This is a genomic window from Curtobacterium sp. MCJR17_043, assembly GCF_003224315.2.
Taxonomy (GTDB): Bacteria; Actinomycetota; Actinomycetes; order Actinomycetales; family Microbacteriaceae; genus Curtobacterium.
In genome coordinates this window covers 879284-905557 of record NZ_CP126259.1, presented here as the reverse complement: position 1 = coordinate 905557, position 26274 = coordinate 879284, and the positions used below count along the sequence as shown (strand labels likewise).

The following is a 26274-nucleotide window of genomic DNA, read 5'->3' as shown; positions in this document are numbered from 1 at the left end:
GCGGAGTTCACCCACACCGGCTCGAGCGGCCGCCCGCGGGCGACCCCGACGACCGCGGCCGGGACCTCGACCGGACCGTCCGGCAGTCCGCCGCGGCCGACGAGGTCGTCCGTCGGCTCGCCGTCGTCACCGACGCCGGGCATCGGTCAGCGCACCCGGTCCGGCCGGGACGACCCGCCGCGGGCGATGCGCAGCAGCACCGGCAGGCGCTCCCCCCAGCAGTGCGTCGAGGTCGTGCACGACGGCCTCGACCCGCTCGACGAGTTCACGCGGGGGGCGCTCCGCGGCGCGTGCGGACCAGGATCCGGACCGCGGTGCGACGACGGACCCGGCGGACGTCGACGGCGAGGGACGCGACCTGCGGCAGCGGGGCGATCGCGGACGAGAGCGCGTGCTCGATCGCCGCGGCCTCGATGCGGACCCGTCCAGGCAGACCGTCCGCGGGCCCGTCGTCGTCCACGACCGTGCCGGTCCGGCCACTCCGGATCGAGGTGAGGACGAGCAGCGCCAGGACACCGAGGACGACCGCGCCCGCGAGCACCTCCGACCACGCGCGTACGGCGACGTCCCGTGCCGCTCCCGAGCCGAGGCCGCCGAGTGCGGTGTCGGCGACGACGTGCCAGCGGTCGGCCGCGGCGGGCAGTGTCTGCACGAGGACGACGGCGACCCCGAGGGTGAGCAGCACGAGCCCGACCACCACGAGGACGATCCGACCGACCGTGCGGTTCGTGCCGTTCATCCGTCGATCCTGCCGGTGGTGCGCACCCGGACGCGGGCGGTGAGGGGCGGCACGACGTCCACGGCGGCGAGCTCACGGTCCACGGCCGCTGCGGCGGACGCCTCGTCGACGTCCACACCGGAGGCGGGCAGGAGTACGACGTCCAGGGCGCGGCGACCGACGGACCCGACGGCGGCGTCCGGTCCCAGCCGAGTCGCGGACCGGGCGGCGCGCGCGGCGGCGGACGCGAGCACCTCGTCGTCGACGACCACGCCGAGCCGGTCGGAGCGGACGACGTGTCGGGGACGTCGCGCCGGCAGGAGGCCGTGCAGCAGGGACCAGAGACCGAGCAGCGCGAGGACGGCACCGACGGCGACGACCACCGCGTCGACCAGCCCGGTGGGCGCACGGACGGCGGCGTCCACCACGTCCCGGGGGGTCGACCCCGGCGATGCGCTGCCCGAGCAGGACGACCACGGCGGCGACGGCCACCGTGACCGCGACGAGGACGAGGAACGTCATCGCGACGACGACGGACACCGACCGGGACGCGGACGTCTCCCGACGGACGAGGCGGCGCACGGAGCGGTCGTCGTCCGCGGACGGGGTCCCCTTCGCGGGACTCGTGCTCACCGGACCCTCCGCGGCCGGGCGAGGACGGCGGACGAGAACGTCAGCGAGACGCGCGCGACCTTCCGCCCGGTGATCGTCCGGAGCCGTTCCGCGATCGAGGTGCGCGCGCGGTGCGCGGACGCGAGGACGGGCTCGTGCGGGACGGCGTGCGTCCCGAGGACCGGCAGGGCCAGCGGGCTCGTCACCTCGACCGCCAGGGCGCCGCGACCGTCGTCGACGACCCGGGCACGGACCTCCCGGAACGGTGCCCGGAGCACCTCGGCGGCGACCGCCTGCGCGGTGTGCACCAGGGCCGGGGACGCGATCCGGTCGGTGCCGGGCACCGGCACGTGGCTCACGAGGAGCTCCGTCGTCCGCGGAGCACGTCGAGCAGCCGACGCACGTCGACGTCGCCGCTGACGATGCGGCCGACCAGTCCGCCGACCGCGATCGCGACGGCCACCACGACGAACGCCCAGAACCCGAGCGTCAGGGCGACGACCGCCAGGACCGCTCCGACGGCCATGCCGACGACGGTGGCGTTCACCGGACGCGCGTCTCGGGGACGACGGGAGCGTCGAGTGCGGGGATGTCCACGTCGACGATCGCGATGTTCACCTCGGTGACCTGCAGGCCGACGAGGTCGGTGATCGCGTCGGTGACGGCCTGCCGGACGCCGGCCGCCACCTGCTGCATCGGCGTCGGGTACTCGACCACGATCGTCAGGTCGACGGCCGCCTGGGTCTCACCGACCTCGACCCGGACGCCCTGCCCGAGGTCGCTCGACCCGATGGCGTCCCGGATGGCACCGAACGCCCGCGCGGTGTTCCCGCCGAGTGCGTGGACGCCGGGGACGTCGCGGGCCGCGATGCCGGCGACCTTCGCGACCACGGCGTCGTCGATGATCGTGCGCCCGGCCGAGGTGACCTGGGTGGTGGTGCTGCCGGTGGTCGTGCCGTCCACCCGGTCGGAGTTCGTCGTCGTCGCCATGAGTGCCTCCAGCGGTCCTGGTCGTGATGTGTCCGTCCAGGGAACACCCTGTCCCCGGTGCACGTCCGCCCGGTCGGTCGATCCCGGTAGGTTCGGTGCATGCGTGTCGCGACCTGGAACGTCAACTCCGTCCGGACCCGAGTCGGTCGGGTCGTCGACTGGCTCGTGCGGGAGGACGTGGACGTCCTCGGCATGCAGGAGATCAAGTGCAAGCCCGAGCAGTTCCCGGTCGAGGCGTTCGAGGCCGCCGGCTACACGGTCGAGGCGCACGGCCTGAACCAGTGGAACGGCGTCGCCTTCGCCAGCCGCCTGCCGATGGAGGACGTCACCCGCGACTTCCCCGGCCAGCCCGGCTTCCTCAAGGGCCAGGAGGGACCGGGCCTGCCCGTCGAGGCCCGCGCGATCGGGGTCACCGTCGAGGGTGTCCGCCTCTGGAGCCTGTACGTCCCGAACGGCCGCGAGCTCGGTGACCCGCACTACACGTACAAGCTCGACTGGCTCGCCCAGCTCGCCGACCGGACATCCGAGTGGCTGGCGGCCGAGCCCGACCTGCCGCTCGCGCTGATGGGCGACTGGAACGTGGCCCCGCTGGACGAGGACGTGTGGGACATGCGCGTCTTCGAGGGGTCGACGCACGTCAGCGAGCCGGAGCGCGCCGCGTTCCGCACGTTCGAGGAGCGCGGGCTGCAGGACGTCGTCCGGCCGCTCGTCCCCACCGGGTACACGTACTGGGACTACAAGCAGCTCCGCTTCCCCCCGCAACGAGGGCATGCGCATCGACTTCGTCATGGGGTCGCAGGCGTTCGCGGACGTCACCGTCGGCGCGACGATCCACCGGGACGAGCGGAAGGGCGACGCCCCGAGCGACCACGTGCCCGTGTCGGTCGACCTGGACCTCGACACGGTCCTGGACGACGACCGCCCGATGATCTTCTGACGCTCCGAGCGCCCGCCTACGGGTGCAGCAGCGCCGCGATCGCGACCAGGACCGGCACCGAGCCGACCGTCGACAGGAGCACCACGTCCCGCGCGACCGGGACCGCGGCGTCGTACCGCTGGGCGTAGTTGAACACGTTCTGCGCCGACGGCAACCCGGCGAGGACCGTCAGGACGAACACGTGCGCGGGGTCCAGGCCGAACGCGTACCGGGCCAGCAGGAACGCCACCACCGGCATCACCAGGAGCTTCCCGCCGGTCGCGAGCAGCACGTCGAGCCGGATCGCGGGGTCCCGCAGCGGAGCCGAGCCGTGCAGGCTCATGCCGAACGAGAGCAGCACGACCGGCACCGCGGCACCGCCGACGAGCACGAACGGTTCGAGGACCGGGTCCGGCAGCGTCAGCCCGGTGACCGAGCAGACGAGCCCGAGCAGCGACGCGATGATGAGCGGGTTCGACACCGGGCCGAGCACCCGGCGTCGCCAGCCGCCCCCCGGAGGCCGTGGCCGCGTCGAGGACGGTCAGCGCGATCGGCGCCATCACGACGAGCTGCAGCATGATGACCGGCACGACCGCGGTCGCCTGCCCGAGGACGTAGACCGCGACCGGCAGGCCGATGTTGTTCGCGTTCGAGTACGACGCCGCCAACGCACCGACCGTGGTCGTGGTGAGCGGGCGCCGCAGCACGAGCGCGAACACGGTCGCGGTGACGACGGCCACCGACAGCGCGGAGAGCGCCGACACGGCGAGCATCGGGGAGAACAGCGTCGCGGCGTCGGCCGTGGCGATCGTGTGGAACAGCAGGCACGGCATGAGCACGAAGAAGGCCAGCCGACTCATCACGAACTGCGCGTGCGGCCCGAGCAACGCCGCCCTCCCGACGCCGTAGCCGGTCGCGATGACGACGCCGATGATCGCGAAGCCGACCAGGACACCACTCATCGTGCCCATCCTCGCAGGCGGATCGGGAATCGTGTGCGCCCGGAGAGTTGTTCCAGCGAGCATGACGACGACGCTCTCCCGCACCACCGACTCCAGCCAGCCCCTCGTGCCGCTCCTCGAGGAGCGCTGGAGCCCCCGCTCGTTCGACGAGTCCGCCACCATCTCGGACGACCAGCTCGACGCGCTCCTCGAGGCCGCTCGCTGGGCGCCGTCCGCCGCGAACACGCAGCCCCGCCGCTTCGTCGTCGGTCGCCGTGGCACCCCGACCTTCGACGCGATCCACGCGTCGCTCATGGGCTTCAACGGTGCCTGGGCGCACCGCGCCGGTGCGTTGCTCGTCGCGATCGCCGAGCCGGTGACCGCGGACGGCGAGCCGCGTCGCTGGGCGGAGTACGACCTCGGCCAGTCGGTCGCCGCGCTCGCCGTCCAGGCGCACGCCGAGGGCCTGCACCTGCACCAGATGGGCGGCTTCGAGGTCGACGCCATCCGCTCGGCGTTCGCCCTGCCGGAGCACCTCGTGCCCGTGACGGTCACCGCGATCGGGCACGTCGCCGACCCGTCGCAGCTCGACGAGAAGGCCGCCGCCCGGGAGACCGCGGAGCGCACACGCCTCCCGCTCGACGAGGTCGTGCTCGTCAAGGAGTGACCCGACGGGCGGGCCCGGCACGCCTCCGGGCCCGCCCCACTCGGTCCGGACACCGGGTCCTGGCATGATCGAGGGCATGTCCACACCCCGCCTCGTCGCGTTCGACCTCGACGACACGCTCGCCCCGTCGAAGTCGCCGCTCGACCCCCCGCATGCTCGACACCTTCGCGTCCCTGCTCGAGGTCGTCCCCGTCGCCGTGATCAGCGGCGGCAACTTCCAGCAGTTCGAACAGCAGCTCGTGTCCCCGCTCCGCGACCGGGACGGCCTGGCACTCGACGCGCTGCACCTCATGCCGACCTGTGGGACGCGGTACTACCGGTGGGACGCCGGGGACTGGGCACTCCAGTACGCCGAAGACCTGACCGACGACGAGAAGACGCGTGCCCTCGCCGCGGTCGAGGCCCAGGCCAAGGCCGCCGGGTACTGGGAGTCCGAGACGTGGGGCGCCATCCTCGAGGACCGCGGTTCGCAGATCACGTTCTCCGCGCTGGGCCAGACGGCTCCGGTGGACGTCAAGAAGCTGTGGGACCCGACCGGTGCGAAGAAGGACGACCTCCGTCGCCGCGTGCAGGCCGAGCTCCCCGACCTCGAGGTCCGCTCCGGCGGCTCCACGAGCATCGACATCACCCGTAAGGGCATCGACAAGGCGTACGGCATGCAGCGCCTCGCGGAGCTGACCGGCATCGCGCTCGACGACATGCTCTTCGTCGGGGACCGGCTCGACCCGGAGGGCAACGACTACCCGGTCAAGGCGCTCGGCGTCCCCTGCCACGCGGTCGAGGGCTGGGAGGACACCGACGCGTTCCTCCGCGAGTTGGTGCCCACGCTCCGCACCGCCTGACGGCGGACCACGGGACGGACGGGAGGCTCCCCACCGGCGGGTGGGGGAGCCTCCCGTCCGTCGTCCGCGCGCGTGCGGCTCAGGGGGATGCTGCGGACCGCCTCGACGAAGGCGCGGATCCGTGCCACGTCCTTGACGCCGCGTGACGACTCGACGCCGCTTGAGACGTCCACGCCGTCCGGGTCGAGCCGCTGCACGAGGTCGGCGACGTTCGCGGGGGGTGAGTCCGCCGGCCAGGATCCAGGCTTCGTCCACCGACCCCGTGAGCGTGGCGGGGTCGACGAGGTGTCCGCTCCCGGGCTCGGCCGCGTCGAGCAGCAGGAGGTCGTGGTCGAAGGAGGCGCGCTGCTCGGGCGTCTCGCGCAGGTAGTCGGCGGCGGCGACGGCCCGGATGGTGAAGAACCCGGCGTCGCGGGCGCGGGCGAAGTCCGACGCGGACTCCCGGCCGTGCAGCTGCAGGGTGGTGAGGCCGACCTCGGAGGCGATGCCGACGACCTCGTCGATCGCCTGGTCGCGGAAGACCCCGACGGCGTCGATGCCGTCCGGCAGCCGCTCCACGAGTGCCTTCGCGGCGTCGGCGGTCACCGTGCGGGGGGCTGCCCGCGGCGAAGACGAAGCCGACCGCGTCCGCACCGGCGTCGACGGCGGCGTCCAGGGTCTCCGGCGTCGAGAGGCCACAGATCTTGATCCAGCGCTGGTCGCTCATGCACCCATCCTGCCCGATCGCTCCGCGCGCGGACGGGTCGGGAGCGGCGCGCTCAGCGAACGCTGCCGGCCGGGCTTGGCGGTGCGGTGCGGTGCGGTGCAGTGCCGGTGGGTGCGGTGCCGGGCGATGCGGTGCAGGTCAGTGCAGCGCGCCCACGACGTACGACCCGACGCAGGCGGCGGCGACCGCGAGCGCGGTGACCGACGCCGCGATGACGTTCCGTCGGCGCCAGCGGCGGGCGGCGTCGAAGGTGCCACGTCGTGCGTGACGGTGGGCGGCACGGTGCATCCGGTGTTCGCGTCGGTGGACTTCGCGACCGGGGCCGAGCGGAACCGGTCCGGTCACCTGGGTCGACCCGCCGCGGAGAGCGCGCGCGACCGCGACCGCGGTCGGGCGCTTCGCGGGGTCGCGGGCGGTCATCTTGGTGAGCAGGTCACGCCACTCCGAGGCGACCGAGTCGGGCACCGACGGGTTGCGGCGGAGCCGGGCGAGCGCGGCCTCGATGACGGTGCCGGAGTACTCCTGCACGCCGGTCAGCGCCTCGAGCAGCACGAGTCCGAGCGAGTAGACGTCGGTGGCGTAGCTGATCGGCTCCCCGGCGACCTGCTCCGGCGACAGGTAGGCGGCGGTGCCGATGATCGTGCCGTCGTTCGTCAGGCGGGAACCGTCGACGAAGTGCGCGACGCCGAAGTCGGTGAGCTTGACCGTGCGGACGAACCCGGAGGCGCCCTCGTCGCTCAGCAGGATGTTCGCCGGCTTCACGTCGCGGTGCACGATCCCGCGGGAGTGCACGTACGCCAGGGCGTCGGCGAGCTGGGCGCCGAGGTCCGCGACCTCGTAGTTGTGCAGCGGCCCCTCGGCCAGGCGGCGGAGCAGCGTCGCGTCGGCGATGAGCTCCATCACGATGTAGCGGTGCGGGCCGTCCTCGAAGTCGTGCGTGCCGGCGTCGTAGAGCGGGATGAGCCCGGGATGCGAGAGCATGCTGAGCAGGCGGATCTCACGCTCCTGGCGCACCCGGTCCGCGGTGGTCATGCGCTCCGGCGTGGCGAACATCTTCACGGCGACGGCGCGGTACGTGTGTTCGTCGCGGGCCTCGTACACCGAACCCATGCCGCCGGTGCCGATCAGTTTCACGAGACGGTACCGTCCTGCCAGGACGGTCTCCGCCCGCGCGCTGTCGGTGGCCAGGCTCATGGTGCACGTCGATCCCTCGGGAGTCCGGATCCGCGTCGGGTGTTCGCGGTGTGACTCCTCGGCCACGGTACCCGCGGCACCGCCGATCCGAGCCGCGGTTACCCGAATGTGACCGGCGCAAGGGCCGGAACTGCGCACCAGGGATGATCCAGCGGCCGCGCGTACCGTCCACGTCCCGGACGGAGTGTCCTCCGGAGGACGGCGGGAGGCCGACATGCGCAAGGGTGACGAAGTCCAGTGGAACACGTCGCAGGGGAAGACGACGGGCAAGCTCGTCGAGAAGAAGACGGAGGACTTCGAGTTCGACGGGCAGAACTTCAAGCCGACGGACGACGACCCGTACTGGATCATCGAGTCGGAGAAGTCGGGCAAGCAGGCCGCGCACAAGGAGTCGGCGCTCACCGCGAAGTGACGAGCGCTCGGCGTGGTTGCCGGGGTTGCGGGACCGTCGGGGTCAGTTCCGGGCAGCCGAGGTCAGTTCCGGGCAGCCGCACGGCCCCGGCGGATGCGCCGGACGACGAACGCGACGACGACCACCACGACGGCGAGGTACACCGCGCGGTCGATCCACTCGGTGTACCCCTCGATGCGCTCGTACTGCGTGCCGAGCGCCGCGCCACCGAGCACGAGCACCGAGTTCCACAGCCCACTGCCGAGGATCGTGAAGACCGAGAACGTCGCGAGGTGCATCCTGTCCGCACCCGCCGGCAGTGAGATGAGGCTGCGGACGACGGGGACGAGACGCCCGAAGAACACCGCGCTCTTCCCGTGCCGGTGGAACCACGACGCCGCCTTGCGGAAGTCGTCCTCGTCGACGAGCGGGAGCTTGCCGAACCACCGGACGGTCCGCTCGAAGCCGATCACCGCTCCGAGCCAGTAGAGCACGAGCGCCCCGACGTACGAGCCGACGGTCGCGAGGACGAGCACGAGCGTCAGGTCCATGCGCCCGGCACCGCCGAGGAAGCCCGCGAGCGGCAGGATCACCTCGGACGGGATCGGCGGGAACACCGTCTCGATGAAGAGCATGAGGGCGACGCCCCACTCCCCCCATCGTGTCGATCACCTGCAGGACGAGGCCGGTCAGCCCGCCGATGTCGGGGTCCGGGCCACCTCCCGATCCGGAGGACGCGGTGGTGGCGCCGACGTGGGCGACGGTCGAGGGTACGGCGGTCGTCATCCCGCCACCTTGCCTGAGTGGCCTGACAGACTCCGGGGTGCGGCCCCGCCCCGGCTCCCGCCCGCGGAGCGGGGGCGTCGGCGCGAGACGCCGCTGAAGGCACGAGACGCCGCCGGATCCGGCGGCGTCTCGTGTGCTCGGCGGCGTCTCGGCAGCCCGGCGGCGTGTCGCAGGGCTCGGACGCGCTACGCGGCGACCGGCGCGCGCTGCCCCACCGTCTCGCCGGCGGACGCTGCCTCGCCGGCAGCCGCGTCGGTCGCGGCCGGCGCCCGGCGCACCCACTTCTTCAGCGCGACGAGCACGAGCGCGGACACGACGGTGCCGGCCACGATCGCGACGGTGAACATGAGCAGGTTCCCGATCGCGAAGAACACGAAGAACCCGCCGTGCGGTGCCCGCGAGGTGACGTCCGCCGCCATCGAGATCGCACCCGTGACGGCCGCACCGACCATCGACGCCGGGATCACCCGCAGCGGGTCGGCGGCGGCGAACGGGATCGCGCCCTCGGAGATGAACGACGCGCCGAGCAGCCACGCGGCCTTGCCGTTCTCGCGCTCGGGCTTCGTGAACCCCTTGCGGTACAGGACGGTCGACGCGAGCGCGAGGGCCAGCGGCGGCACCATGCCGGCGGCCATCACCGCGGCCATGATCTCGAACGGCACGACGTTGGACGCGCTGCCGGCACCGAGCCCGGCGACGGCGAACGCGTACGCCACCTTGTTCACCGGACCGCCGAGGTCGAACGCCATCATCAGGCCGAGGATGATGCCGAGCAGGACCGCCGAGGCACCGGAGAGCGAGTTGAGGAAGCCGGTGAGCTGCGTCATCAGCCAGGCGATCGGGCCGCCGAGCACGAGGAGCATGAGGCCCGAGGCGATGATCGACGCGAACAGCGGGATGATCACGACCGGCATGAGCCCGCGCAGCCAGCGCCAGGTCGGGATGCGGCCGATCCAGTACGCGGCGGCACCGGCGATGAGGCCGCCGACGAGCCCGCCGAGGAACCCGGCGTTCATGAACACGGCGATGGACCCCGCGACGAAGCCCGGCGCGATGCCCGGCCGGTCGGCGATCGCGTAGGCGATGTACCCGGCGAGGGCTGCCACCAGGAACCCGAGGGACACGGAGCCGATCTGGAAGGCCGCGGCACCGAGGTAGTACCCGAGCCCCTGCGACGGCAGGTCGAGGAGGGTGGAGTGCTGCAGCGTCCAGACCGCGTTGTTGACGCCGTCGTCACCGTGCGCCAGCGCGATGCCGTACCCGGACAGCAGGAAGCCGAGGGCGATGAGGAGCCCGCCGCCCGCGACGAACGGGATCATGTACGACACACCCGTGAGCAACCAGCGCTTGAGCGCCTGCCCGAAGTGCTCGTCCTTCGCGGTGCTCGTGCCCGCCTCGGCCGCGGAGCCGGAGACCCGGGTGGCCGCGGGGTCGTCGGCCGCACGGAGCGCCTCGGCGATCATCGCGTCCGGCTCGTCGACGCCGCGCTTGACCGGTCCGGAGACGAGCGGCTTGCCGGCGAACCGCGAGCGGTCCCGGACGTCGACGTCGACCGCGAAGACGACGGCGTCGGCTCGGGCGATGAGGGCGGGGTCGAGCGGCTCGACCTGCGAGGACCCCTGCGTCTCGACGTGCATCTCGGCACCGGCCCGCTGGGCGGCCGCGACGAGGGCGTCGGCGGCCATGTAGGTGTGCGCGATGCCGGTCGGGCAGGCGGTGACGCCGACGATGACCTTCCGGCGACCGGCGGTGCCGGTCGTGTCGCTGTCGACGACGTGCGTGTCCGCTGCCGGGGTGGGACGGGCCTCCTGGCCGGTCGCGGTGGAGGCCCGACCAGCGGCACCGACACCAGCGGCACCGACACCGGCTGCGGCGACCTCGCCGCCCACCTCGCGGTCGACCAGGTCGACGATCTCCTGCGGGGTGGTCGCGGCGCGGAGGGCTGCGGTGAAGTCCTCGCGAATGAGCGCACGTGCGAGGGTCGACAGGACGGTGAGGTGGTCCTTGTCGGCGCCGTCGGGCACCGCGATCATGAACACGACGTCGGCGTCACCGTCGGGCGCACCGAACGGCACCGTCCGCGCGAGGCGGGTGAAGGCGAGCGTCGGGGCCGTGACCGAGGTCGACCGGGCGTGCGGGATGGCGATGCCGCCGGGGACGCCGGTGCCGACGCTCGCCTCGCGGGCGATCGCGTCCGTGGCGAGGGTCTCGCCGGAGGCGGCGCGGCCGGTCGCGGCGATGCGGTCGGCCAGGACGCGGATGACGTCGGACGAGGTGGCGCCGAGGTCCTCGTCGAGGCCGACGAGGTCGACGCCGATCAGGCCGGCACCGTCGCCGGCGCCGGTGCTGTGCGCAGCGGACATGGGTTGCTCCTTCGCAGTGGCGCGGTGCGCCGGGGGGCTGTGCTGGTGGGACGGGTGTGCTGGTGGTGCTCCGGCGGCGGGGCGGGCCGGGAGGCGGACGACGGACCGGAGAGGTCAGACGACGTGCGGGACGGGGTGGTCGGTGGCGTGCTCCGCTGGGGAGCTGTCCGCCGACGGGTCGAGGCGACGGACGACGACGGCGTCGGGGTCGGTGGCGTCGAGCGCGGGGACGTCACTGCCCGGGAGGCCCGCGGCGGCTGCCCCGGTGGCGACGGCCTGGGCGAGTCGACGCTCCTGCGGAGCTCCGGCGACCTCCGCGAGCAGGTACCCGGCGAGCGCGGAGTCACCCGCTCCGACGGTCGAGCGTGCCGTGATCCGTGGTGCCGCTGCCGACCACGAGCCGGTGCCGTCGACGAGGACGGCGCCGGCGCTGCCGAGGGTGAGCAGGACGGTGCCGACGCCGCGCTCCCGGAGCCGTGCGGCTGCGGCGGCGGCGAGTCCCGGCTCCTGCTCGTACGCCTCCGGGTCGCCGCCGACGACCTCGGCGAGTTCCTCGGCGTTGGGCTTCACCAGGTCGATCCGCTCCCCCCGACTGCAGCAGCGCGGTGAACGGGACGCCGGACGAGTCGACCGCGACCTTGACGTCGTCGCCGTGTCGCTGCCGGACCGCGCGGACGAGCACGGCGAGTGCGTCGTCCGGCAGTCCCGGCGGGAGGGACCCGGCGAGCACGACCCAGCGTGCGGCCGGTCCGGTCGCGGTGGGCCCGGCGGTGGTGGCGACGAGCTCCGCGAGGTCGTCGAGCCGGCCGGCGAGCGACGGGCCCGGCTCGTTGAGCTTCGTCGTCGTGCCGGTCGGCTCCGTGACCGTGACGTTCGAGCGGAGCGCGGCGCCGATCGGCAGGGCTGCGGTGGGGATCCCGCGGGTGGCGAGGCCGAGCAGCACGGGGTCGGTCTCGTCGCCGGGCAGGACCGCGACGGTGTCCCCGCCGCTCGCGACGACGACCCGCGAGACGTTGACGCCCTTGCCGCCGGGCTCGGCCGTGGACCGCACGGCTCGTTGGACGGCGCCGCGCTGGAGTTCCCCGGACAGTTCGATCGTGCGGTCGAGCGAGGGGTTCGGCGTCACGGTGACGATGCGGGCGCTCATGCGACGACCACCTCGACGTCGGCGTCGGCGAGGGCCCCGGCGAGGTCGGCCGGCGGCTCCTGGTCGGTGACGAGCGTGTCGATCTCGTCGAGTCGGGCGAAGCGCATGAGGGCCTCGACGCCGTGCTTCGCCGCGTCCGCGAGGACCACGCTCCGTCGGGCGGCGAGGACGTAGGCGGCCTTCACCGCGGCCTCGTGCTCGTCGGGGGTGCTCAGGCCGAAGCCGGCGGACAGGCCGTTCGTCCCGACGAAGGCGACGTCGGGGCGGAGCGCGCCGATCTGCTCGACGGTCGCGGTGCCGACGGCGGCGCTCGTCACCCCGCGCACCCGGCCGCCGAGCAGGTGGAGCTCGACGTGTGCGCTGTGCTGGAGGACGCCCGCGATCGGCACGGAGTTCGTGATGACCGTGATCGTCGCGCCGGGGGGTGGCAGGCTCCCAGCGGGCGAGCTCGGCGGCGACCGCACCGCTCGTCGTGCCGGCGTCGAGCGCGATCGACCCGCTGAAGGTCGGTGGCACCAGGCGCATGGCGGCCCGGGCGATCGCGGTCTTCTCCGGGCCGTGCTGCCCTTCGCGCTCGGCGACGCTGAGCTCGACGAGGCTCGACCGCTCGACCGGGACCGCTCCGCCGTGCACACGGCGCAGCACCCCGGCGGTCTCGAGGGCGTCCAGGTCGCGGCGGACGGTCTCCGTGGTGACGTCGAAGTGCTCGGCGAGCCCGGCGACGGACACCCGGCCCGCGGACTGCAGGGCCGCGGCGATGGCCTCGTGCCGCTCCGTTGCGTACATGCCCGGACTCCTTCGTTCCCGTTGGTTCTGAGCACTGTACGTGCTGAACCAACACGAACGCAACCGTTCCACAGGAGAACCAACATCACCGACGCGGAGAGAGGCACGGGACCGGTCCGTCCGACCGGCCCCGTGCCTCCCGGCTCGGTCCTGCCCGCCCGCCTCAGGCCGCGGCGAGCGCCGACGTCGGCGGGATCCGCGCCGCCTTCGCAGCCGGCGACAGCCCCGACAGCCCACCGATGAGCACGGTCGCCCCGAGCCCCCCCGGCGACGGCCCAGAGCGGGACCGCGACAGGCCACCCCTGTCCGATCGCGAACACGAGCGTGACGACCACGCCGATCACCACCCCCCGCGACACCACCCAGGAACGACAGCAGCAGGGACTCGACGAGGAACTGGTCCCGGACGTCCCGACGCCGCGCTCCCAGCGCTCGGCGGACACCGACCTCCGCCCGTCGCTCGAGCACCGTGATCACCATCGTGTTCGCGACGCCGATCCCGCCGACCAGGAGCGCCACGCCGCCGATGCCGACGAGCAGCCCGGTGAACGAGTCGTCGGTCGCGTTCTTCGCCGCGAGTGCATCGGACGGTCGGGTCACCGCGACGTCCGCCGGGGACGCCGGGCTGACCGTCCGCGGGAGCTGGTCGCGGACGGCGGCGACCCGGTCGGGGTCGGCCCTGGTGTAGACCGCGGACGGATGCCCGTCCCAGCCGAGGTCTGCGGCGAGGCCACGGGGCACGAAGACCTGGTTGTCGAGGTCCTCGGCGAGCTGCAGCGGCCCGAGGACGCCGACGACCTGCACCCAGCGACCGCCGAGCCACACGCGGGTGTCCGCCGTCACGCGGTCGATGCCGAGGGCCCGTGCCGCCGTCGCCCCGAGCACGACCTGTGCCGGCGCTGCCGATCCCGGGTCGAGCCACCGGCCGGCCGCGACCGAGCCGCCGAGGACCTCGGGGACGTCCCCCCTCGGCCCCGAGGACGCCGATGCCCTTCGTCTCCGCCGTCGGCACGTACGGGGTCCGGTAGACCCGCGCGTCCTCGACCTTGCCCACCCCGGCGGCCTCGAGCACGTCGTCCTGCCGCTGGACGGACTCGACGGCGGTGGCGGGCAGCGGCACCTGCTCCGCGAACGACTCCGCCTGCGTGACCGTCAGGACGTTCGTCCCGAGGGCGTCGAGGACCCGGTCGAGCGCGGCCTTGCTCGAGGACGAGATGCCCACGACCGCGATCATGGCGGCGATCCCGATCGCGATGCCGAGGGCGGAGAGCACGACGCGGGTCGGTCGGGTCCGCAGGCCGAACACCCCGAGCCGGAGCAGGTCCCCCCGTGCCGAGCGTGCGTCGGGCGCTCACCGCGCGGCCTCGGTGGAGACGGCCGGGACCGCGCCGATCCCCGCTGCGAGGCGCGCTGCGTCGCTCCTGCTGTCGTCCTCGATCCGGCCGTCCCGCATGCGCACCTGTCGGGGCAGCGACGCGGCGAGTTCCAGGTCGTGGGTGATGACGAGCACCGTGGTGCCGGCCGCGTGCAGTTCGCGGAGCACACCGAGGATCGCCGCCCCCCGCCACGGTGTCGAGCGCGCCGGTGGGTTCGTCGGCGAGCAGCACGGTGGGCTCGCCGACGATCGCGCGGGCGATGGCGACGCGTTGCTTCTCGCCGCCGGAGAGCTGGTGCGGCCGGTGGTCGACCCGGTGCCCGAGTCCGACGCGCTCGAGTGCTGCCACTGCCCGTTCGAGGCGCTCGTGCCGCGGCGTCCCCGTGTAGAGCAGTCCGTCCGCGACGTTCTCGGTCGCCGTGGCCCCCGCCTGCAGGTGGAAGTGCTGGAACACGAACCCGATGTGCTCGGCGCGGAGGGCGGAGAGCGCGTCGTCGGACAGCGACCCGACGTCCGCGCCCGCGATCGTCACCGTCCCGGTCGTGGGCCGGTCGAGCGTGCCGATGGTGTTGAGCATGGTCGACTTGCCCGACCCGGAGGGGGCCGACGACGGCGACGAGCTCCCCGCGCCGGACCTCGAGCGAGACCCCGCGCAGGGCCTGCACCTCGCCGTACGACCGGGTGACGTCGGTGAGGACGAGGACGGTGTCCTCCCCCCGCGGACCGCCCTGCTCCCGTGGTCGTGCCGGTCGCGGCGGTCGCGGCGGTCGTGGCGGTCCCGGCGGTGCCCACGGTCCCGGGGGGTGCCGGCGGTCACGAGGGCACCACCACGCGGGCGCCCTCGGCGACGTCGCCCGTCACCGCGGCACGGCCGTCGGCCACGAACCCGACCTGGACGGGGACGCGCCGGGTGTGACCGCCCTTCCCCACGACGTCGACGGCGTACCCGGACGAGCCGTGTGCGACCAGCGCCGACACCGGGACCGACAGGACGTCTCGCTCGGTGTGTCCGTCGGCCACGACCTGTGCGGAGGCTGCGTCGGGCAACTCCCGGTCGCCGGCGTCGAACGACACCGTGACGGTCACGGTCTCCTTGCCGTCGTCCGACTCGGCCGGGACGGTGTCGACGACCTCGCCGGCCATCGCATCCCCGCCGCCGTTGACGAGCACCCGGACCGCGGTGCCGACCGCGAAGGGCTCGGCGTCACGCTGTGCGACCGTCGCCGTGACCACCCGCTTCGTGCTCGTCACCTGCAGGACGTCGCCACCGGCCGGTTGTCCGAGTCGTCCGGGCACGGACGCCACACGGACCGTCCCGTCGACGAACGCGATCTGTGCCGCGTCGATCGTGCCGGTGACCTCGAGCCCGCGGTCCCGTTGCCACGCCCGGACGGCAGCGGCGGTCCGCGGACCGAACACGTCGTCCTCGGCGACGTCGTAGCCGAGCGCCGCGAGGTTCTCGTTGAGCTGCTGGACGTCGGCGCCGTGCAGCCCTCGGGAGAGGGGCCGCCAGAGCGGGGTGGTGCCGGTGAACGCCCGGACCGGCCGCTCGTCGACGGCGTACAGCGGTTCGTCACGGTGCACGACCTGTCCGGGCCGTGGCAGCCACGTGAGCGTCCCACCGCCGGCACCCTCCACCGGGGTCGGTGCACCGTACCCGAGGGTGCCGGCGGCCGTCCGGGTCTCGACGAGGTCACCGCGCGTCACCTCCGCTGTCGGCCCGTGGTGCTCGGCGACGTGCTCGGCGGCCTCGGTCGAGGGTGCGGCGACGAGTGCCCACGTGGCGGTCCCTGCTCCGAGGGCGGCCACCAGGCAGACGGCCGTGGTCACGGTCCTGGCCCTGCGAGTCATGCTCATCGCCCGGCCTCCGTCCCCACGGCGCCGTACACCTCCGCGTCGCAGTCCTCCGCGACGCGGTCGAACGCGTCGGTGTCCGACGGCTTCCACCGGCGCTGGTCCTCCGTCCCGTCCGGGTAGTCGGGGAACCCGCCGTCCCGGATGCAGGCCGCCGCCTTCCTCCTCAGCGCGTCCCAGCCGGGTACCGGCTGGGCAGCGGGCGCGTCGGCGGCACCGCCGGAGCAGGCGTTCAGATCGGCGACCCAGCGGTCCGCGTCGACCCCCCGGTGGGACGCTCACGCGGGCACGGGAGCCCCCGCTCTCGGCGAACTGCGAGTCGTCCACGTCGTGGCCGCGGTCCCGCATGCATGCGCCGACCTCTGCGGCTGACGCAGTGGATGCCGAGGGCGTGCCGGTGGCCGGAGGACGGGACTCGTCGTCGGGCGCCGACGAGCACCCGGTGAGCAGCGCCGGCACGAGCAAGGAGGCGAGCACGGCTCGCGCGTCGATCCGCATCAGCCGACCTCCTGCGTCTGCGTGTCCGGTGCGTACTGCTGCATGCACTTCTGCGCCAGTTCCTGGAACGCCGGCTCGCGGGCGGGCGGGTACCCGTCCGGGTCGAAGGAGATGCCACCGTCCGACCCGTCCTCCGGGAAGTCCGGGTACTCCTCGCGGACGCACGAGGCGACCTGCTGGTACTGGCGCACCCACTTGTCCTGCTCTGCCGAGTCGGCGCGGTGCACACCCAGGTCCTCCGCACACTCGTCGGCCGCGCTGTGGAAGCGTTCCTGGTCGACACCCGCGGGCGAGAGGATCGTCCCGGAGCTGACCTGGTCGTCGCTCGGGTCCTCGATGTCGAACCCGGCGGAGCGCATGCAGTCACCCCACTGGGCTCCGATGCCCGTGCTTGCGTGAGTCGGTCCGGCGGTGGGGTCCGTCGCGCCCGAGCATGCCGTGACGCCGGTCGTCAGCCCGAGGGCGAGCAGACCGGCGAGGAAGAGTCGTGTCCGTGGTCTCGTGGTCGTCGTCATGCCTCCAGCACAGCGGCCCAGGTGTTGCCGCAGCGGTACCGCCGAGGTCACATCGACGCAACACCGTTCCGCGCCGACAGCCCGCCGGAGGGCGTCGTCGACGCGCCTCATCCGACGCTCTGCGTCTTCGTGTCGGGCGAGTACTTCCTCGTGCACTCGTCGGCCCGCTGCTGGAACGCCGGGTCACCGGCGGGCGGGTACTCCTCGCGGTCCCACTCGATCACGCCGGGCCGCTGCTCCGGGAAGTCCGGGTAGGCGTCACGGATGCAGGACGCGACCTGGTCGTACTCGCGGATCCACTTCTCCTTCGAGGCGGAGTCGGCCCCGTGCACGCCGAGGTCCTCCGCACACTGGTCGGCCGCGGACCGGAAGCGGTCCTGGTCGACGCCGGACGGCGACGTGATGGTCCCGGAGCGGATCTGGTCGTCGCTCGGGTCCTCGACGGAGAACCCCGCGGAGCGCATGCACGCGCCCCACCGGGACCCGAGGCCGGCGTCGGCGTCCGCGGTCCCGGCAGCGGAACTCGGCGCCCCGGTACAGGCGGACAAGCCGGTGACCAACCCGAGGGCGAGCAGGCCGGCGAAGAGCGGTCGGGAGGATGATCTCGGTGTCGTCGTCATGCTCCGAGCAGAGCGGTCGGCACGTTGCGGCAGCGGTACCGCCGAGGTCACACCGACGAAACACCGATGCGCACCACGAGTCCACCGCGGTCACGCGGGTGAACGCCGAGGACCCACCCGTGCGCGCGCACCACGGCCGCCACGATGGACAACCCGAGCCCGCTGTGCCGCCGACCGGTGGTCGTGCTCGGCGGCTCGGCGGTCGTCCCGCCCCGCCGGAACGGCTCCGTCAACCGGGCGACCTCCGTTGCACGGACCTCCGGCCCGTCGTTCTCGACGAGCACCCCGGCAGCGTCGACCGTCACCCGGACGCTCCCGCCCGGCACGTTGTACTCGATCGCGTTGTCGACGAGGTTCCGCAGCGCCTGCCGCAGGAGCACCGGCTCACCCTGCACCGGGGGGCACCCGCCCTGGAGGCCCGCCCTCCGTCCGGCAGGTCAGCGTCAGGCCGGCGGTCTCCGCCCGGGCGCGGTGTTCCGCGGCCACATCGTCCACGAGCGCCACCAGGTCGACCGCCACGGTCCGCCCGTCCAGTCCCCGGTCCGCCTCGGCGAGGACGAGCAACGACTCGACGAGGTGCTCGGTCCGCCGGTTCTGCTCGAGCAGCTCCTCCCGCGTGCGGGCCACGTCGGCCGGTCCGGCGTCGTCCGGCAACCCGATCTGGAGGGCCGCGCGCTGCACGGCGAGCGGCGTCCGGAGCTCGTGCGACGCCTGCGCGACGAACCGCCGCTGGCTCGCGAAGGCGTCCTCGAGCCGGTCGAGCAGGTCGTCGATCGTGTGCGCGAGCCGCCGGAGTTCGTCGTCCGGGCCGTCGAGCGCGATCCGCTCGTGCAGGGTCGACGCCGAGATCCGGCGGGCGGTCGCGGTGATGCGGTCCACGGGCGCGAGCATCCGCCGGCTCACCGCCCACCCGATCCCACCGGCGAGGACGCCCGCGCCGGTCACCCCGAGCACGGACCACTGCCACTGCAGCCCGGCGACGACCGCCACCACCTGCACGCCACCGCTGCCGTCCAGGGTGACCGCTGTCGCAGGACCGCTGTCCGGGCGGACCCCGGGGACACCGTCGACATGCCCGGCGCCGGGCTGCCGATCGAGCACCGCACGCTGCAGCGAGGCCTGGGACCCGAGGTTGACGACGGCGACGGTGCCGGCCGCGAGCGCCATCGCCGTCAGCGCGAACGCGAGGGCCGTCCGCGCCCGGATGCTCCACGTCCGCGTCACAGCGCGTAGCCCCGCCCGGGGACGGTCGTGATCGGATCGGGGTCGCCGAGCTTCCGCCGGAGCTTCGACATCGTCACCCGCACCGCCGTGGTGAACGGGTCGACGTTCATGTCCCAGACCTTCTCGAGCAACTCCTCTGCGGGGACGACCCGACCGTCCGCGCGCAGCAGTTCCTCGAGGACGCCGAGCTCCTTGCTCGTCAGGTCGAGCGGTCGGCCGTCCCGGGTGGCCATCCGCCGGTTCGTGTCGACCACGATCCCGCCGCGTTCGAGCACGGGCGCGACGGGCGCGAGGCAGCGCCGACCGAGGGCACGGACCCGGGCGACGAGTTCCGGGTACTCGAACGGCTTCGTCAGGTAGTCGTCGGCGCCGATCTCCAGGCCCTGGACCCGGTCGGCCAGCGACGTCGCCGCCGTGAGCATGAGGATCCTGGTGAGCGAGCCCCGCGCTGCCAACCGACGCGCGACCGCATCGCCGTGCAGGCCCGGGACGTCCCGGTCGAGCACGACGACGTCGTAGTCGTTGACGCCGAGGAGCTCGTCGGCGGTGTCGCCGCGGTACGCGACGTCGACGGCCATGTCCTGCCGCTGCAACCCCCCTCGCGACGAGGTCGGCCAGCGCCGTTTCGTCGTCCACCACCAACACACGCACCGGAACATGATGTACCAGTACGGTATGCGGTGGCTGAGAGTCCTACGCGTCGAAGGGGACCTCGCCCGAGGTGCTGACGCCGCCACGCTGCCGGTAGGACAGGTGCCCACCGAGGTACCCGCCGACCGAGACGGTCGCGAGTCCGATGAACCCCAGCGTCCGCCCGGCTGCGTGGTTGCCGCGCTTCCGCTGCAGCCACGAGAGGCCGTAGAACGTGATGCCGACCCAGTTCACCGCCTGGTGCACCCAACCCGTGCGCAGCTGCTCGCGGTTCATCTCCGACCAATCGGTGTAGCCGGCGACGCTCGCGCTCCCGGCGGAGGCGACGCCGAGCCCGACGAGGGTCTTCGCGGCTTTCTCGTTGCCCTTCCCGCCGACGAGGTCGAGGACGGCCGCGGAGATCCAGGCACCGAGCGGCACCTGCACCATGAGCGGGTGGATCGGGTGCCCGAACGGCACCCCGTGCAGGATCTGCCGGAGCGCCCGCGGTCGGATGAGGGCGTTGACGACCTTGCGGTCCAGGTCGACGGCCTTGTCGAGCACACTCGCCTGCTCGATGGAATCGGTCACGCGTCGCAGTGCTGCAATCTCCGGCATGCCGCCGACGGTAGACCGCCGCCGGGGATCGGGTTCACAGCACGCCGCCACTGTCCGCCAGGCGACACCGACGACGGCCGGCACCGCAGGACGGGAGGCCCGGCACCGGTCCCTGCGACCGGCACCGGGCCTCCCGTCCGTCACCGCGCGGCCGTCACGCCCGCGCCCGCCGTGGTGCCGTGGTGCGGGCCGGGCCGGTCACTCCTCGACCAGCTCGCCGACCTCGAACGGTTCGACGGTGAGCTGCTCCCCACCCGGCGCGACGTCGACGCGGACGGTGTCGCCGTCCCGGACGTCGCCGGCGAGGATGGCGCGAGCGAGCTGGTCGTCGATCTGCCGCTGCATGAGCCGGCGGAGGGGCCGAGCGCCGTAGGCCGGGTCGTACCCGCCCTCGGCGAGCCAGGTGCGGGCGTCCGGCGTCACGGCGAGCTCGAGGCGGCGACCGGACAGTCGACGCGCGAGTCGGTCGACGTAGAGCGAGACGATCTGGCTGAGGTCGTCCGGGGTGAGCGCCTGGAAGACGACCATGTCGTCGAGCCGGTTGAGGAACTCCGGACGGAACGCCTGCTGCACCAGTTCGCGGACCGCCGCCTCACGCTGCTCGGCGGAGAGCGCCGGGTCGGTGAGGAACTGCGACCCGAGGTTCGACGTCAGCACGAGGATCGTGTTCCGGAAGTCGACCGTGCGGCCCTGCCCGTCGGTGAGCCGGCCGTCGTCGAGGACCTGGAGCAGGACGTCGAACACCTCGGGGTGCGCCTTCTCGATCTCGTCGAGCAGGATCACCGAGTATGGCCGACGGCGGACGGCCTCGGTGAGCTGCCCGCCGGCCTCGTAGCCGACGTACCCGGGCGGGGCGCCGATGAGCCGCGCGACCGAGTGCTTCTCGCCGTACTCGCTCATGTCGATGCGGACGAGGGCCTTCTCGTCGTCGAACAGGAACTCGGCGAGCGCCTTCGCGAGCTCGGTCTTGCCGACGCCGGTGGGGCCGAGGAACAGGAACGAGCCGGTCGGACGGTCCGGGTCGGAGATGCCGGCGCGGGTCCGACGGACCGCTTCCGACACGGCCGACACGGCGGTCCGCTGCCCGATGATCCGACGGCCGAGTTCGCTCTCCAGGTGCAGGAGCTTCTCGGTCTCGCCCTGCAGCAGGCGCCCGACGGGGATGCCGGTCCACTGCGCGATGACGGCGGCGATGTCCTCGTCGGTGACGCTGTCGTTCACCATGCGGTCGGTGGACCCGGCCTGCTCGGCTGCGGCGAGTTCGGCCTCGATGCGGGGCTTCTCGCCGTACTCCAGGCGGGACACGGTCTCGTAGTCGGCTTCCCGCTGGGCACGCTGCGACCGCATGTTGAGGTCGTCGAGCTGCTGCTTCAGCTCACCGATCCGGTTCAGGGTGGCGCGCTCGGCCTGCCACCGCGCCTCCAGTCCGGCGAGCAGCTCGCCGCGGGTGCGGAGTTCGTCCCGCAGGGTCTCGAGCCGGGCCTTCGAGGCGTCGTCCTTCTCCTGCTTGAGCGCGAACTCCTCGACGCGCAGCCGGTCGACGGTGCGCTTGAGCTCGTCGATCTCGACGGGGCTGGAGTCGATCTCCATCCGCAGTCGGCTCGCCGCCTCGTCGATGAGGTCGATCGCCTTGTCCGGCAGCTGACGGCCGGAGATGTACCGGTCGGACAGCGCCGACGCGGCCACGAGGGCGGAGTCGTTGATCGTCACCTTGTGGTGCGCCTCGTAGCGTTCCTTGAGGCCGCGGAGGATCGCGACGGTGTCCTCGACGCTCGGCTCCCCGACGTACACCTGCTGGAAGCGTCGCTCGAGGGCGGCGTCCTTCTCGATGTACTCGCGGTACTCGTCGAGCGTCGTCGCCCCGATGAGCCGGAGCTCGCCGCGCGCCAGCATCGGCTTGAGCATGTTCGACGCGGCGACGGACCCCTCGCCGCCGCCTGCGCCCATGAGCGTGTGCAGCTCGTCGATGAACGTGATGACCTGCCCGTCGGAGTCGTCGATCTCCTTGAGCACGGCCTTGAGTCGCTCCTCGAACTCGCCGCGGTACTTCGCACCGGCGATGAGGGCGGACATGTCGAGCGAGACGAGCCGCTTGTCCTTGAGCGAGTCGGCGACGTCACCGGCGACGATGCGCTGCGCGAGCCCCTCGACGACGGCGGTCTTGCCGACGCCGGGCTCGCCGATGAGCACCGGGTTGTTCTTCGTGCGGCGGGTGAGCACCTGCGACACCCGCCGGATCTCGGCGTCCCGCCCGATCACCGGGTCGAGCTTGCCGCTCCGCGCGATCGCCGTGAGGTCGACGCCGTACTGCTGGAGGGCGGTCTTCTGCTTCTCCTGCGAGTCAGGAGCGCCCTGGAGGTTCGCCATGCGTTCCGTCCTTCCGTTGCGTTGCCGTGTGGTCGGCCGGCGACCGCCAGCCGGACCGGAGTCCTCGGACCGTCCGGCGCGGGGCCCATCCCGTCAGCGCCTTCCTGAGTCCACTTGACTCAAGTTTACGGCGGGTGACGGCATTCCCGCCACCTGCGGGCAACTCCGACGAAACACCCCGCGCGCTGTGCTGGGGACATGACCGCCTCGACAGCTCGCCGGACCCCGGGTCCGCTCCCGTCCCTCCGCCGCTCCACCCGCCGATCCCCCCGGCCGGTCCCCGGGCCCGGCCGCAGGTCGATCCGCCGACGGGCCGTCCGCCGACGGGCTGTCCGCCGGGCCAGCCCCGGCGTCGATTGTGCGACCGTCCCGGCTGGACGGCCTCGACCTCGCCCGCGGTCTGGCCGTGCTCGGCATGGTCGTGGCGCACCTCGGTCCACCGCACCCCGACTTCGACTGGGCGCGGCCGGACACCTGGGCGGCGGTGGTCGACGGGCGCTCGGCGGTCCTCTTCGCCCTCTGCGCCGGCGTCTCGCTCACGCTGATGACCCGACCTCGGCCGGCGTCGGACCCGTCGGACCCGTCGGCACCGGAGGACCTCGTGGCGCACCGACGGTGGGTGCTCGTCCGCGCGGTCGCCCTGTTCGTCCTCGGCTCCCTCCTGACCGTCCTCGACACCCCGGTCCAGGTCATCCTGCCCACGTACGCGGTGTGCTTCGTGGCGACGATCCCGCTCCTGGGTGCCCGCACCCGCACGGTCGCGGGGGGTCGCGGCCGCAGCGCTCGTGACGGGACCGGTCTGCACCGCGGTCGGCCGGTCGGTGCTGCACGACGCCAGCGACCCACTCGTGCACGGCGTCCTGCTCGGTGCCTACCCGGGCATCACCTGGTGGGGCGTCGTCCTCGTCGGGCTCGTGGTCGGACGGCTCCCGCTCCGGCGGACCCGGGTGCACCTGCTCCTGCTCGCCACCGGCATCGCCGCCGGGGTGGTCGGCTACGGCGGCGGTGTCCTCGTCCGGGCGGCCCTGGGACTCCCACCCGGCGACACGAGCGTGAGCGGGTCGGCGTCCACCGGCTCCGGTACGGCCGGCGCGGGTTCCGCCGGGGCCGGGTCGGCGGGGACCAGCCCGGCCGGCGCCGGACCACACCTCGTCCCACAGGGTGGCGGCACGGTCGCGCACCCCGGTGTCGACTGGGCAGGGTTGACCTCGGTGCAGCCGCACGCCGGGTCGACGCCGGAGGTGGTCGGCGCACTCGGCGTCGCGCTCGCGGTCCTCGCGCTCGGCCTCCTCACCGCACGTCGCGCCGGCGTCCTCCTCGCCCCGGTGCGTGCCGTCGGGGCACTCGCCCTGAGCGTCTACGCCGCCCACATCGTCGTGTACGCCGCACTCGACGCAACCGGTGACGGACGCTGGCACTCCGGGTGGACGGCGACCCTCCTGGTGGTCGTCGGCGCCGGTCTGGTGGCGACCCCGTGGCGGCGGTGGATCGGCACCGGGCCGCTCGAACGGCTGGTCAGGCGGACGAGTCGGAGTCTCGACGGTCCGGGTCCACGATCCCGACCGCACTGACGACGGCTCCGGCCAGCAGCAGCACCGCCATCACGACCATCGCCCGGTGCAGGCCGGCGACGCCGATCTCGCCGCCCAGGACGACCCCGGCGAGCGCCACCGTCACGAGGCCCGCGATGCGCGCCACGGCGTTGTTCACCGCCGACCCCGCACCTGCCTGGGTCTGCGGGACGGAGCCGAGGACGGCGCTCGTCAGCGGGGTCACCATCGTCGCGATGCCGGCACCGACGAGGACCAGTCCCGGCAGGACCGACCACCAGTACCCGGCCGGGTCGTCCCCGGCGAGGAGCATGAGCAGCGCACCGACCGCGGCGATCGCCGGCCCGGCCGTCATGAACCACCGCGGTCCGAACCGACCGGCCAGCGCACCGACCGTGGTGGACAGCGCGAGGAGCATCAGCGTCGGCGGCAGCGTCGCGAGGCCCGCCACCCATGCCGGGAAACCCCAGACCTCCTGGAGGAACAGCGTGACGACGAAGAAGACCATCCCGAGTGCGCCGTAGATCGAGAGCGTCGCGAGGTTCCCGACGGTGAAGTTCCGCGCCCGGAAGAGCCCGAGCGGGACGAGCGGCGCCCCGGACGTCCGGGTCACCCGGAGCTCCCACGGCACGAACGCCCCGAGCGCGACCCCGCCGATGACCAGCGCGCCGACGACCACGGGCGAGCCCCACCCGAGCCGCTCCTGCTCGATGAGCCCGAGCACGACGCCACCGACCCCGACGACCGCCAGCACCGCGCCGACGACGTCCACCCGCGCGTGCGGGCCGCCGCGCACCTCGGACCCGATGCGGCGGACGAGCGGGATCGTCACCACGATCGGCACCGCGGTCAGCACGAAGATCCAGCGCCACCCGATGCCGTCCACGACGAGCCCGCCGACGACGGGGCCGAGGATCATCGCTGCGCTCGACCAGGCCGTCCACGTCCCGATCGCCTTCGTCTGGGCTGCCCCGCGGTAGGCGGCGACGATCAGCGCGAGCGCACTCGGGGTGACCAGCGCTCCACCGACCCCCCTGCACCGCGCGCGCGACGACGAGCACCTCGCCGCTCGGTGCAGCGGCGCACAGGACCGAGGCGACGCCGAACACGACGAGACCCCACGTGATGATGCGGACCCGGCCGAAGAGGTCGGAGAGCGACCCGGCGACCAGGACCAGCGACCCCAGCGTGACCAGGTAGGCGTCCACCGTCCACTGCTGGACGACGAGGCCACCGCCGAGCTCGGTCCGGATCGCGGGGAGTGCGACGTTCACGACGCTGGAGTCGAGCCCCACGACGAAGGACGCGAGGACCGCGACCACGAGCACCAGGCGTCGGTCGTCGTGGAGGGGGGGCCGTGCCTCCCGACCGGTCGGCGGCTGCGGCTGGGGCGCTGGTCGTCATGAGGCCATCATGCGCCCGGTCGCGCCGTGCAACGGCGACAGCCCCCCGTGCTGGTGCACGAGGGCTGTCGTCGGTCCCGGGGCCGGGATGCCGATGGGTCGGCGGTCTAGAGGGAGCGGGAGTCGCTGTTCGGCTGCGTGGACGGGCCGGGGTTCACGACCGGCTCCTGGACGCCGTTGCTGCTCGGGTACTGCGCCGTCGGCTGCTGGACGGGTGCGGCGTTCGCGGTCGCATCGGTCGAGGCGGCGCCGGTCTTCTTGCCGTCGTCGGTCCCCATCTCCTTCTTGAAGACGTTGATCGACTGGCCGAGGCCCTTCGCGAGCGCCGGGAGCTTCGTCGCACCGAACAACAGCAGCACGATGCCGAGGATGATCACCAGGTGGATTCCGGTGAGGCCTTGCAACATGTCGACTCCTTCGGTACTGGAACTGGCCGCCGTCCGACCAGTGTCCCTGGTCGTCCCGTCCGGTCACCGTCGACCGGTCCGGCGGTGTCCCGCTGTCCCACCATCGTAACTCGCACCGCGTGAGAAGCCCAGGCGAGGAGCCCGATGGTCACCG

23 protein-coding genes and 12 pseudogenes are annotated in these 26274 nt (G+C 73.3%); 6 read left to right on the top strand and 29 right to left on the bottom strand.

Going from position 1 to position 26274, the window contains the following annotated elements:
- Positions 1-265: 265 nt before the first annotated feature.
- From DEJ15_RS04790 to DEJ15_RS04770, 5 genes are all read right to left on the bottom strand, one after another.
- Positions 266-739 (bottom strand): hypothetical protein, encoded by a 474-nt coding sequence (locus tag DEJ15_RS04790; RefSeq protein ID WP_284175713.1) that lies wholly within the window; start codon positions 737-739, stop codon positions 266-268.
- A complete protein-coding gene (locus DEJ15_RS04785) occupies positions 736-1143 on the bottom strand; it encodes a hypothetical protein (RefSeq protein ID WP_284175712.1) in 408 nt (135 codons plus the stop codon). The genes DEJ15_RS04790 and DEJ15_RS04785 overlap by 4 nt, the downstream gene beginning before the upstream one ends.
- 204 nt (positions 1144-1347) lie before the next feature.
- Positions 1348-1689: a hypothetical protein gene (locus tag DEJ15_RS04780; protein WP_110823411.1), complete on the bottom strand. Its 342-nt coding sequence runs from the start codon at positions 1687-1689 to the stop codon at positions 1348-1350.
- Entirely contained in the window at positions 1686-1877 is a 192-nt protein-coding gene (locus tag DEJ15_RS04775; RefSeq protein WP_110823409.1) for a DUF2273 domain-containing protein, read from the bottom strand. Before DEJ15_RS04775 ends, DEJ15_RS04780 begins: the two co-directional genes overlap by 4 nt.
- A complete protein-coding gene (locus tag DEJ15_RS04770) occupies positions 1874-2320 on the bottom strand; it encodes an Asp23/Gls24 family envelope stress response protein (RefSeq protein WP_110823407.1) in 447 nt (148 codons plus the stop codon). Before DEJ15_RS04770 ends, DEJ15_RS04775 begins: the two co-directional genes overlap by 4 nt.
- Before the next feature lie 99 nt (positions 2321-2419).
- Between DEJ15_RS04770 and DEJ15_RS04765 the strand changes: the two are divergent.
- Positions 2420-3257 (top strand): annotated as a pseudogene (locus tag DEJ15_RS04765) (exodeoxyribonuclease III).
- Between the two features lie 16 nt (positions 3258-3273).
- Here DEJ15_RS04765 and DEJ15_RS17780 read toward each other — a convergent pair.
- A complete protein-coding gene (locus tag DEJ15_RS17780) occupies positions 3274-3717 on the bottom strand; it encodes an AEC family transporter (protein WP_349814810.1) in 444 nt (147 codons plus the stop codon).
- Between the two features lie 133 nt (positions 3718-3850).
- Positions 3851-4198 (bottom strand): annotated as a pseudogene (locus tag DEJ15_RS17775) (AEC family transporter); the annotation flags it as partial.
- Between the two features lie 61 nt (positions 4199-4259).
- Between DEJ15_RS17775 and DEJ15_RS04755 the strand changes: the two are divergent.
- Positions 4260-4844: a nitroreductase family protein gene (locus tag DEJ15_RS04755; protein WP_110823404.1), complete on the top strand. Its 585-nt coding sequence runs from the start codon at positions 4260-4262 to the stop codon at positions 4842-4844.
- Positions 4845-4920: 76 nt separating this feature from the next.
- Positions 4921-5686 (top strand): annotated as a pseudogene (locus DEJ15_RS04750) (HAD-IIB family hydrolase).
- On the opposite strand, the gene trpF (DEJ15_RS17770) reads toward DEJ15_RS04750, so the two are convergent.
- From trpF (DEJ15_RS17770) to DEJ15_RS04740, 3 genes and pseudogenes are all read right to left on the bottom strand, one after another.
- The gene (gene trpF, locus DEJ15_RS17770) at positions 5584-5859 is read right to left on the bottom strand and encodes a phosphoribosylanthranilate isomerase (protein WP_349814940.1); all 276 of its coding nucleotides are present in this window, start codon (positions 5857-5859) and stop codon (positions 5584-5586) included. The pseudogene DEJ15_RS04750 and the gene trpF (DEJ15_RS17770) sit on opposite strands and share 103 nt — an antisense overlap.
- A gap of 106 nt (positions 5860-5965) precedes the next feature.
- Positions 5966-6244, bottom strand: a pseudogene (gene trpF, locus DEJ15_RS17765) (phosphoribosylanthranilate isomerase); the annotation flags it as partial.
- 286 nt (positions 6245-6530) lie between these two features.
- Positions 6531-7586: a serine/threonine-protein kinase gene (locus DEJ15_RS04740; RefSeq protein ID WP_181419429.1), complete on the bottom strand. Its 1056-nt coding sequence runs from the start codon at positions 7584-7586 to the stop codon at positions 6531-6533.
- Positions 7587-7800: 214 nt separating this feature from the next.
- Between DEJ15_RS04740 and DEJ15_RS04735 the strand changes: the two genes are divergently transcribed.
- Complete coding sequence (locus DEJ15_RS04735) at positions 7801-7998, top strand: hypervirulence associated TUDOR domain-containing protein (RefSeq protein WP_110823389.1); 198 nt, start codon at positions 7801-7803, stop codon at positions 7996-7998.
- Between the two features lie 62 nt (positions 7999-8060).
- Here the strand turns inward: DEJ15_RS04735 and DEJ15_RS04730 are convergent, their stop codons facing one another.
- The 16 genes and pseudogenes from DEJ15_RS04730 to DEJ15_RS04660 form a co-directional block, all read right to left on the bottom strand.
- On the bottom strand, positions 8061-8612 hold the full coding sequence (locus DEJ15_RS04730; RefSeq protein ID WP_349814809.1) for a DedA family protein: 552 nt from the start codon (positions 8610-8612) through the stop codon (positions 8061-8063).
- A gap of 336 nt (positions 8613-8948) precedes the next feature.
- On the bottom strand, positions 8949-11126 hold the full coding sequence (locus DEJ15_RS04725) for a PTS fructose transporter subunit IIABC (protein WP_110823385.1): 2178 nt from the start codon (positions 11124-11126) through the stop codon (positions 8949-8951).
- A 114-nt stretch (positions 11127-11240) separates the two neighbouring features.
- Positions 11241-12273: pseudogene (locus tag DEJ15_RS19360) on the bottom strand (1-phosphofructokinase family hexose kinase).
- Positions 12270-13059: pseudogene (locus tag DEJ15_RS04715) on the bottom strand (DeoR/GlpR family DNA-binding transcription regulator). Before DEJ15_RS04715 ends, DEJ15_RS19360 begins: the two co-directional pseudogenes overlap by 4 nt.
- A gap of 408 nt (positions 13060-13467) precedes the next feature.
- Positions 13468-13539, bottom strand: a pseudogene (locus DEJ15_RS17755) (hypothetical protein); the annotation flags it as partial.
- A gap of 565 nt (positions 13540-14104) precedes the next feature.
- A pseudogene (locus DEJ15_RS04705) lies at positions 14105-14332 on the bottom strand (ABC transporter permease); the annotation flags it as partial.
- Between the two features lie 78 nt (positions 14333-14410).
- Complete coding sequence (locus DEJ15_RS17750; RefSeq protein WP_349814952.1) at positions 14411-14602, bottom strand: hypothetical protein; 192 nt, start codon at positions 14600-14602, stop codon at positions 14411-14413.
- Positions 14603-14702: 100 nt separating this feature from the next.
- A pseudogene (locus DEJ15_RS17745) lies at positions 14703-15011 on the bottom strand (ATP-binding cassette domain-containing protein); the annotation flags it as partial.
- A 236-nt stretch (positions 15012-15247) separates the two neighbouring features.
- Positions 15248-16264: an efflux RND transporter periplasmic adaptor subunit gene (locus DEJ15_RS04695; protein WP_181419430.1), complete on the bottom strand. Its 1017-nt coding sequence runs from the start codon at positions 16262-16264 to the stop codon at positions 15248-15250.
- Positions 16265-16785: 521 nt separating this feature from the next.
- On the bottom strand, positions 16786-17301 hold the full coding sequence (locus DEJ15_RS04690; protein WP_110823373.1) for a hypothetical protein: 516 nt from the start codon (positions 17299-17301) through the stop codon (positions 16786-16788).
- Positions 17302-17408: 107 nt separating this feature from the next.
- Positions 17409-17921 (bottom strand): hypothetical protein, encoded by a 513-nt coding sequence (locus tag DEJ15_RS04685; protein ID WP_110823370.1) that lies wholly within the window; start codon positions 17919-17921, stop codon positions 17409-17411.
- A 47-nt stretch (positions 17922-17968) separates the two neighbouring features.
- A complete protein-coding gene (locus DEJ15_RS04680; RefSeq protein ID WP_284175711.1) occupies positions 17969-18301 on the bottom strand; it encodes a sensor histidine kinase in 333 nt (110 codons plus the stop codon).
- A 4-nt stretch (positions 18302-18305) separates the two neighbouring features.
- Positions 18306-19145, bottom strand: coding sequence for a histidine kinase dimerization/phospho-acceptor domain-containing protein (locus DEJ15_RS04675; RefSeq protein ID WP_284175710.1), 840 nt, complete (start codon positions 19143-19145; stop codon positions 18306-18308).
- Positions 19142-19796, bottom strand: a pseudogene (locus DEJ15_RS04670) (response regulator transcription factor). The gene DEJ15_RS04675 and the pseudogene DEJ15_RS04670 overlap by 4 nt, the downstream one beginning before the upstream one ends.
- A gap of 42 nt (positions 19797-19838) precedes the next feature.
- Positions 19839-20366, bottom strand: coding sequence for a DUF2231 domain-containing protein (locus tag DEJ15_RS04665; protein ID WP_181420212.1), 528 nt, complete (start codon positions 20364-20366; stop codon positions 19839-19841).
- 225 nt (positions 20367-20591) lie between these two features.
- Positions 20592-22760 carry an ATP-dependent Clp protease ATP-binding subunit gene (locus tag DEJ15_RS04660; RefSeq protein WP_110823361.1) on the bottom strand — a complete coding sequence of 723 codons (2169 nt, stop codon included), beginning with the start codon at positions 22758-22760 and terminating at the stop codon, positions 20592-20594.
- A 358-nt stretch (positions 22761-23118) separates the two neighbouring features.
- Here DEJ15_RS04660 and DEJ15_RS17740 point away from each other — a divergent pair.
- A pseudogene (locus DEJ15_RS17740) lies at positions 23119-23466 on the top strand (heparan-alpha-glucosaminide N-acetyltransferase domain-containing protein); the annotation flags it as partial.
- Positions 23467-23500: 34 nt separating this feature from the next.
- Complete coding sequence (locus DEJ15_RS04655) at positions 23501-24331, top strand: DUF418 domain-containing protein (RefSeq protein WP_284175709.1); 831 nt, start codon at positions 23501-23503, stop codon at positions 24329-24331.
- Here the strand turns inward: DEJ15_RS04655 and DEJ15_RS04650 are convergent.
- The 3 genes and pseudogenes from DEJ15_RS04650 to tatA all read right to left on the bottom strand — a co-directional run bounded on the left by DEJ15_RS04650 (position 24276) and on the right by tatA (position 26120).
- Positions 24276-25301 carry an MFS transporter gene (locus DEJ15_RS04650; protein ID WP_349814939.1) on the bottom strand — a complete coding sequence of 342 codons (1026 nt, stop codon included), beginning with the start codon at positions 25299-25301 and terminating at the stop codon, positions 24276-24278. The two genes, DEJ15_RS04655 and DEJ15_RS04650, sit on opposite strands and share 56 nt — an antisense overlap.
- A 103-nt stretch (positions 25302-25404) precedes the next feature.
- Positions 25405-25584: pseudogene (locus DEJ15_RS17735) on the bottom strand (MFS transporter); the annotation flags it as partial.
- A 236-nt stretch (positions 25585-25820) separates the two neighbouring features.
- Positions 25821-26120 carry a twin-arginine translocase TatA/TatE family subunit gene (gene tatA / locus DEJ15_RS04645; protein ID WP_110823355.1) on the bottom strand — a complete coding sequence of 100 codons (300 nt, stop codon included), beginning with the start codon at positions 26118-26120 and terminating at the stop codon, positions 25821-25823.
- Positions 26121-26274 lie beyond the last annotated feature (154 nt).

Bases quoted from the DNA above. Each gene is read 5' to 3' on its own strand.
- DEJ15_RS04770 (WP_110823407.1), bottom strand. From the start codon at position 2,320: ATGGCGACGACGACGAACTCCGACCGGGTGGACGGCACGACCACCGGC.
- DEJ15_RS04660 (WP_110823361.1), bottom strand. From the start codon at position 22,760: ATGGCGAACCTCCAGGGCGCTCCTGACTCGCAGGAGAAGCAGAAGACC.
- DEJ15_RS04735 (WP_110823389.1), top strand. From the start codon at position 7,801: ATGCGCAAGGGTGACGAAGTCCAGTGGAACACGTCGCAGGGGAAGACG.
- DEJ15_RS04730 (WP_349814809.1), bottom strand. From the start codon at position 8,612: ATGCTCTTCATCGAGACGGTGTTCCCGCCGATCCCGTCCGAGGTGATC.
- DEJ15_RS04790 (WP_284175713.1), bottom strand. From the start codon at position 739: ATGAACGGCACGAACCGCACGGTCGGTCGGATCGTCCTCGTGGTGGTC.
- DEJ15_RS04685 (WP_110823370.1), bottom strand. From the start codon at position 17,921: ATGACGACGACACCGAGATCATCCTCCCGACCGCTCTTCGCCGGCCTG.
- DEJ15_RS04740 (WP_181419429.1), bottom strand. From the start codon at position 7,586: ATGAGCCTGGCCACCGACAGCGCGCGGGCGGAGACCGTCCTGGCAGGA.
- DEJ15_RS04755 (WP_110823404.1), top strand. From the start codon at position 4,260: ATGACGACGACGCTCTCCCGCACCACCGACTCCAGCCAGCCCCTCGTG.
- DEJ15_RS04725 (WP_110823385.1), bottom strand. From the start codon at position 11,126: ATGTCCGCTGCGCACAGCACCGGCGCCGGCGACGGTGCCGGCCTGATC.
- DEJ15_RS04690 (WP_110823373.1), bottom strand. From the start codon at position 17,301: ATGACGACGACCACGAGACCACGGACACGACTCTTCCTCGCCGGTCTG.
- tatA (WP_110823355.1), bottom strand. From the start codon at position 26,120: ATGTTGCAAGGCCTCACCGGAATCCACCTGGTGATCATCCTCGGCATC.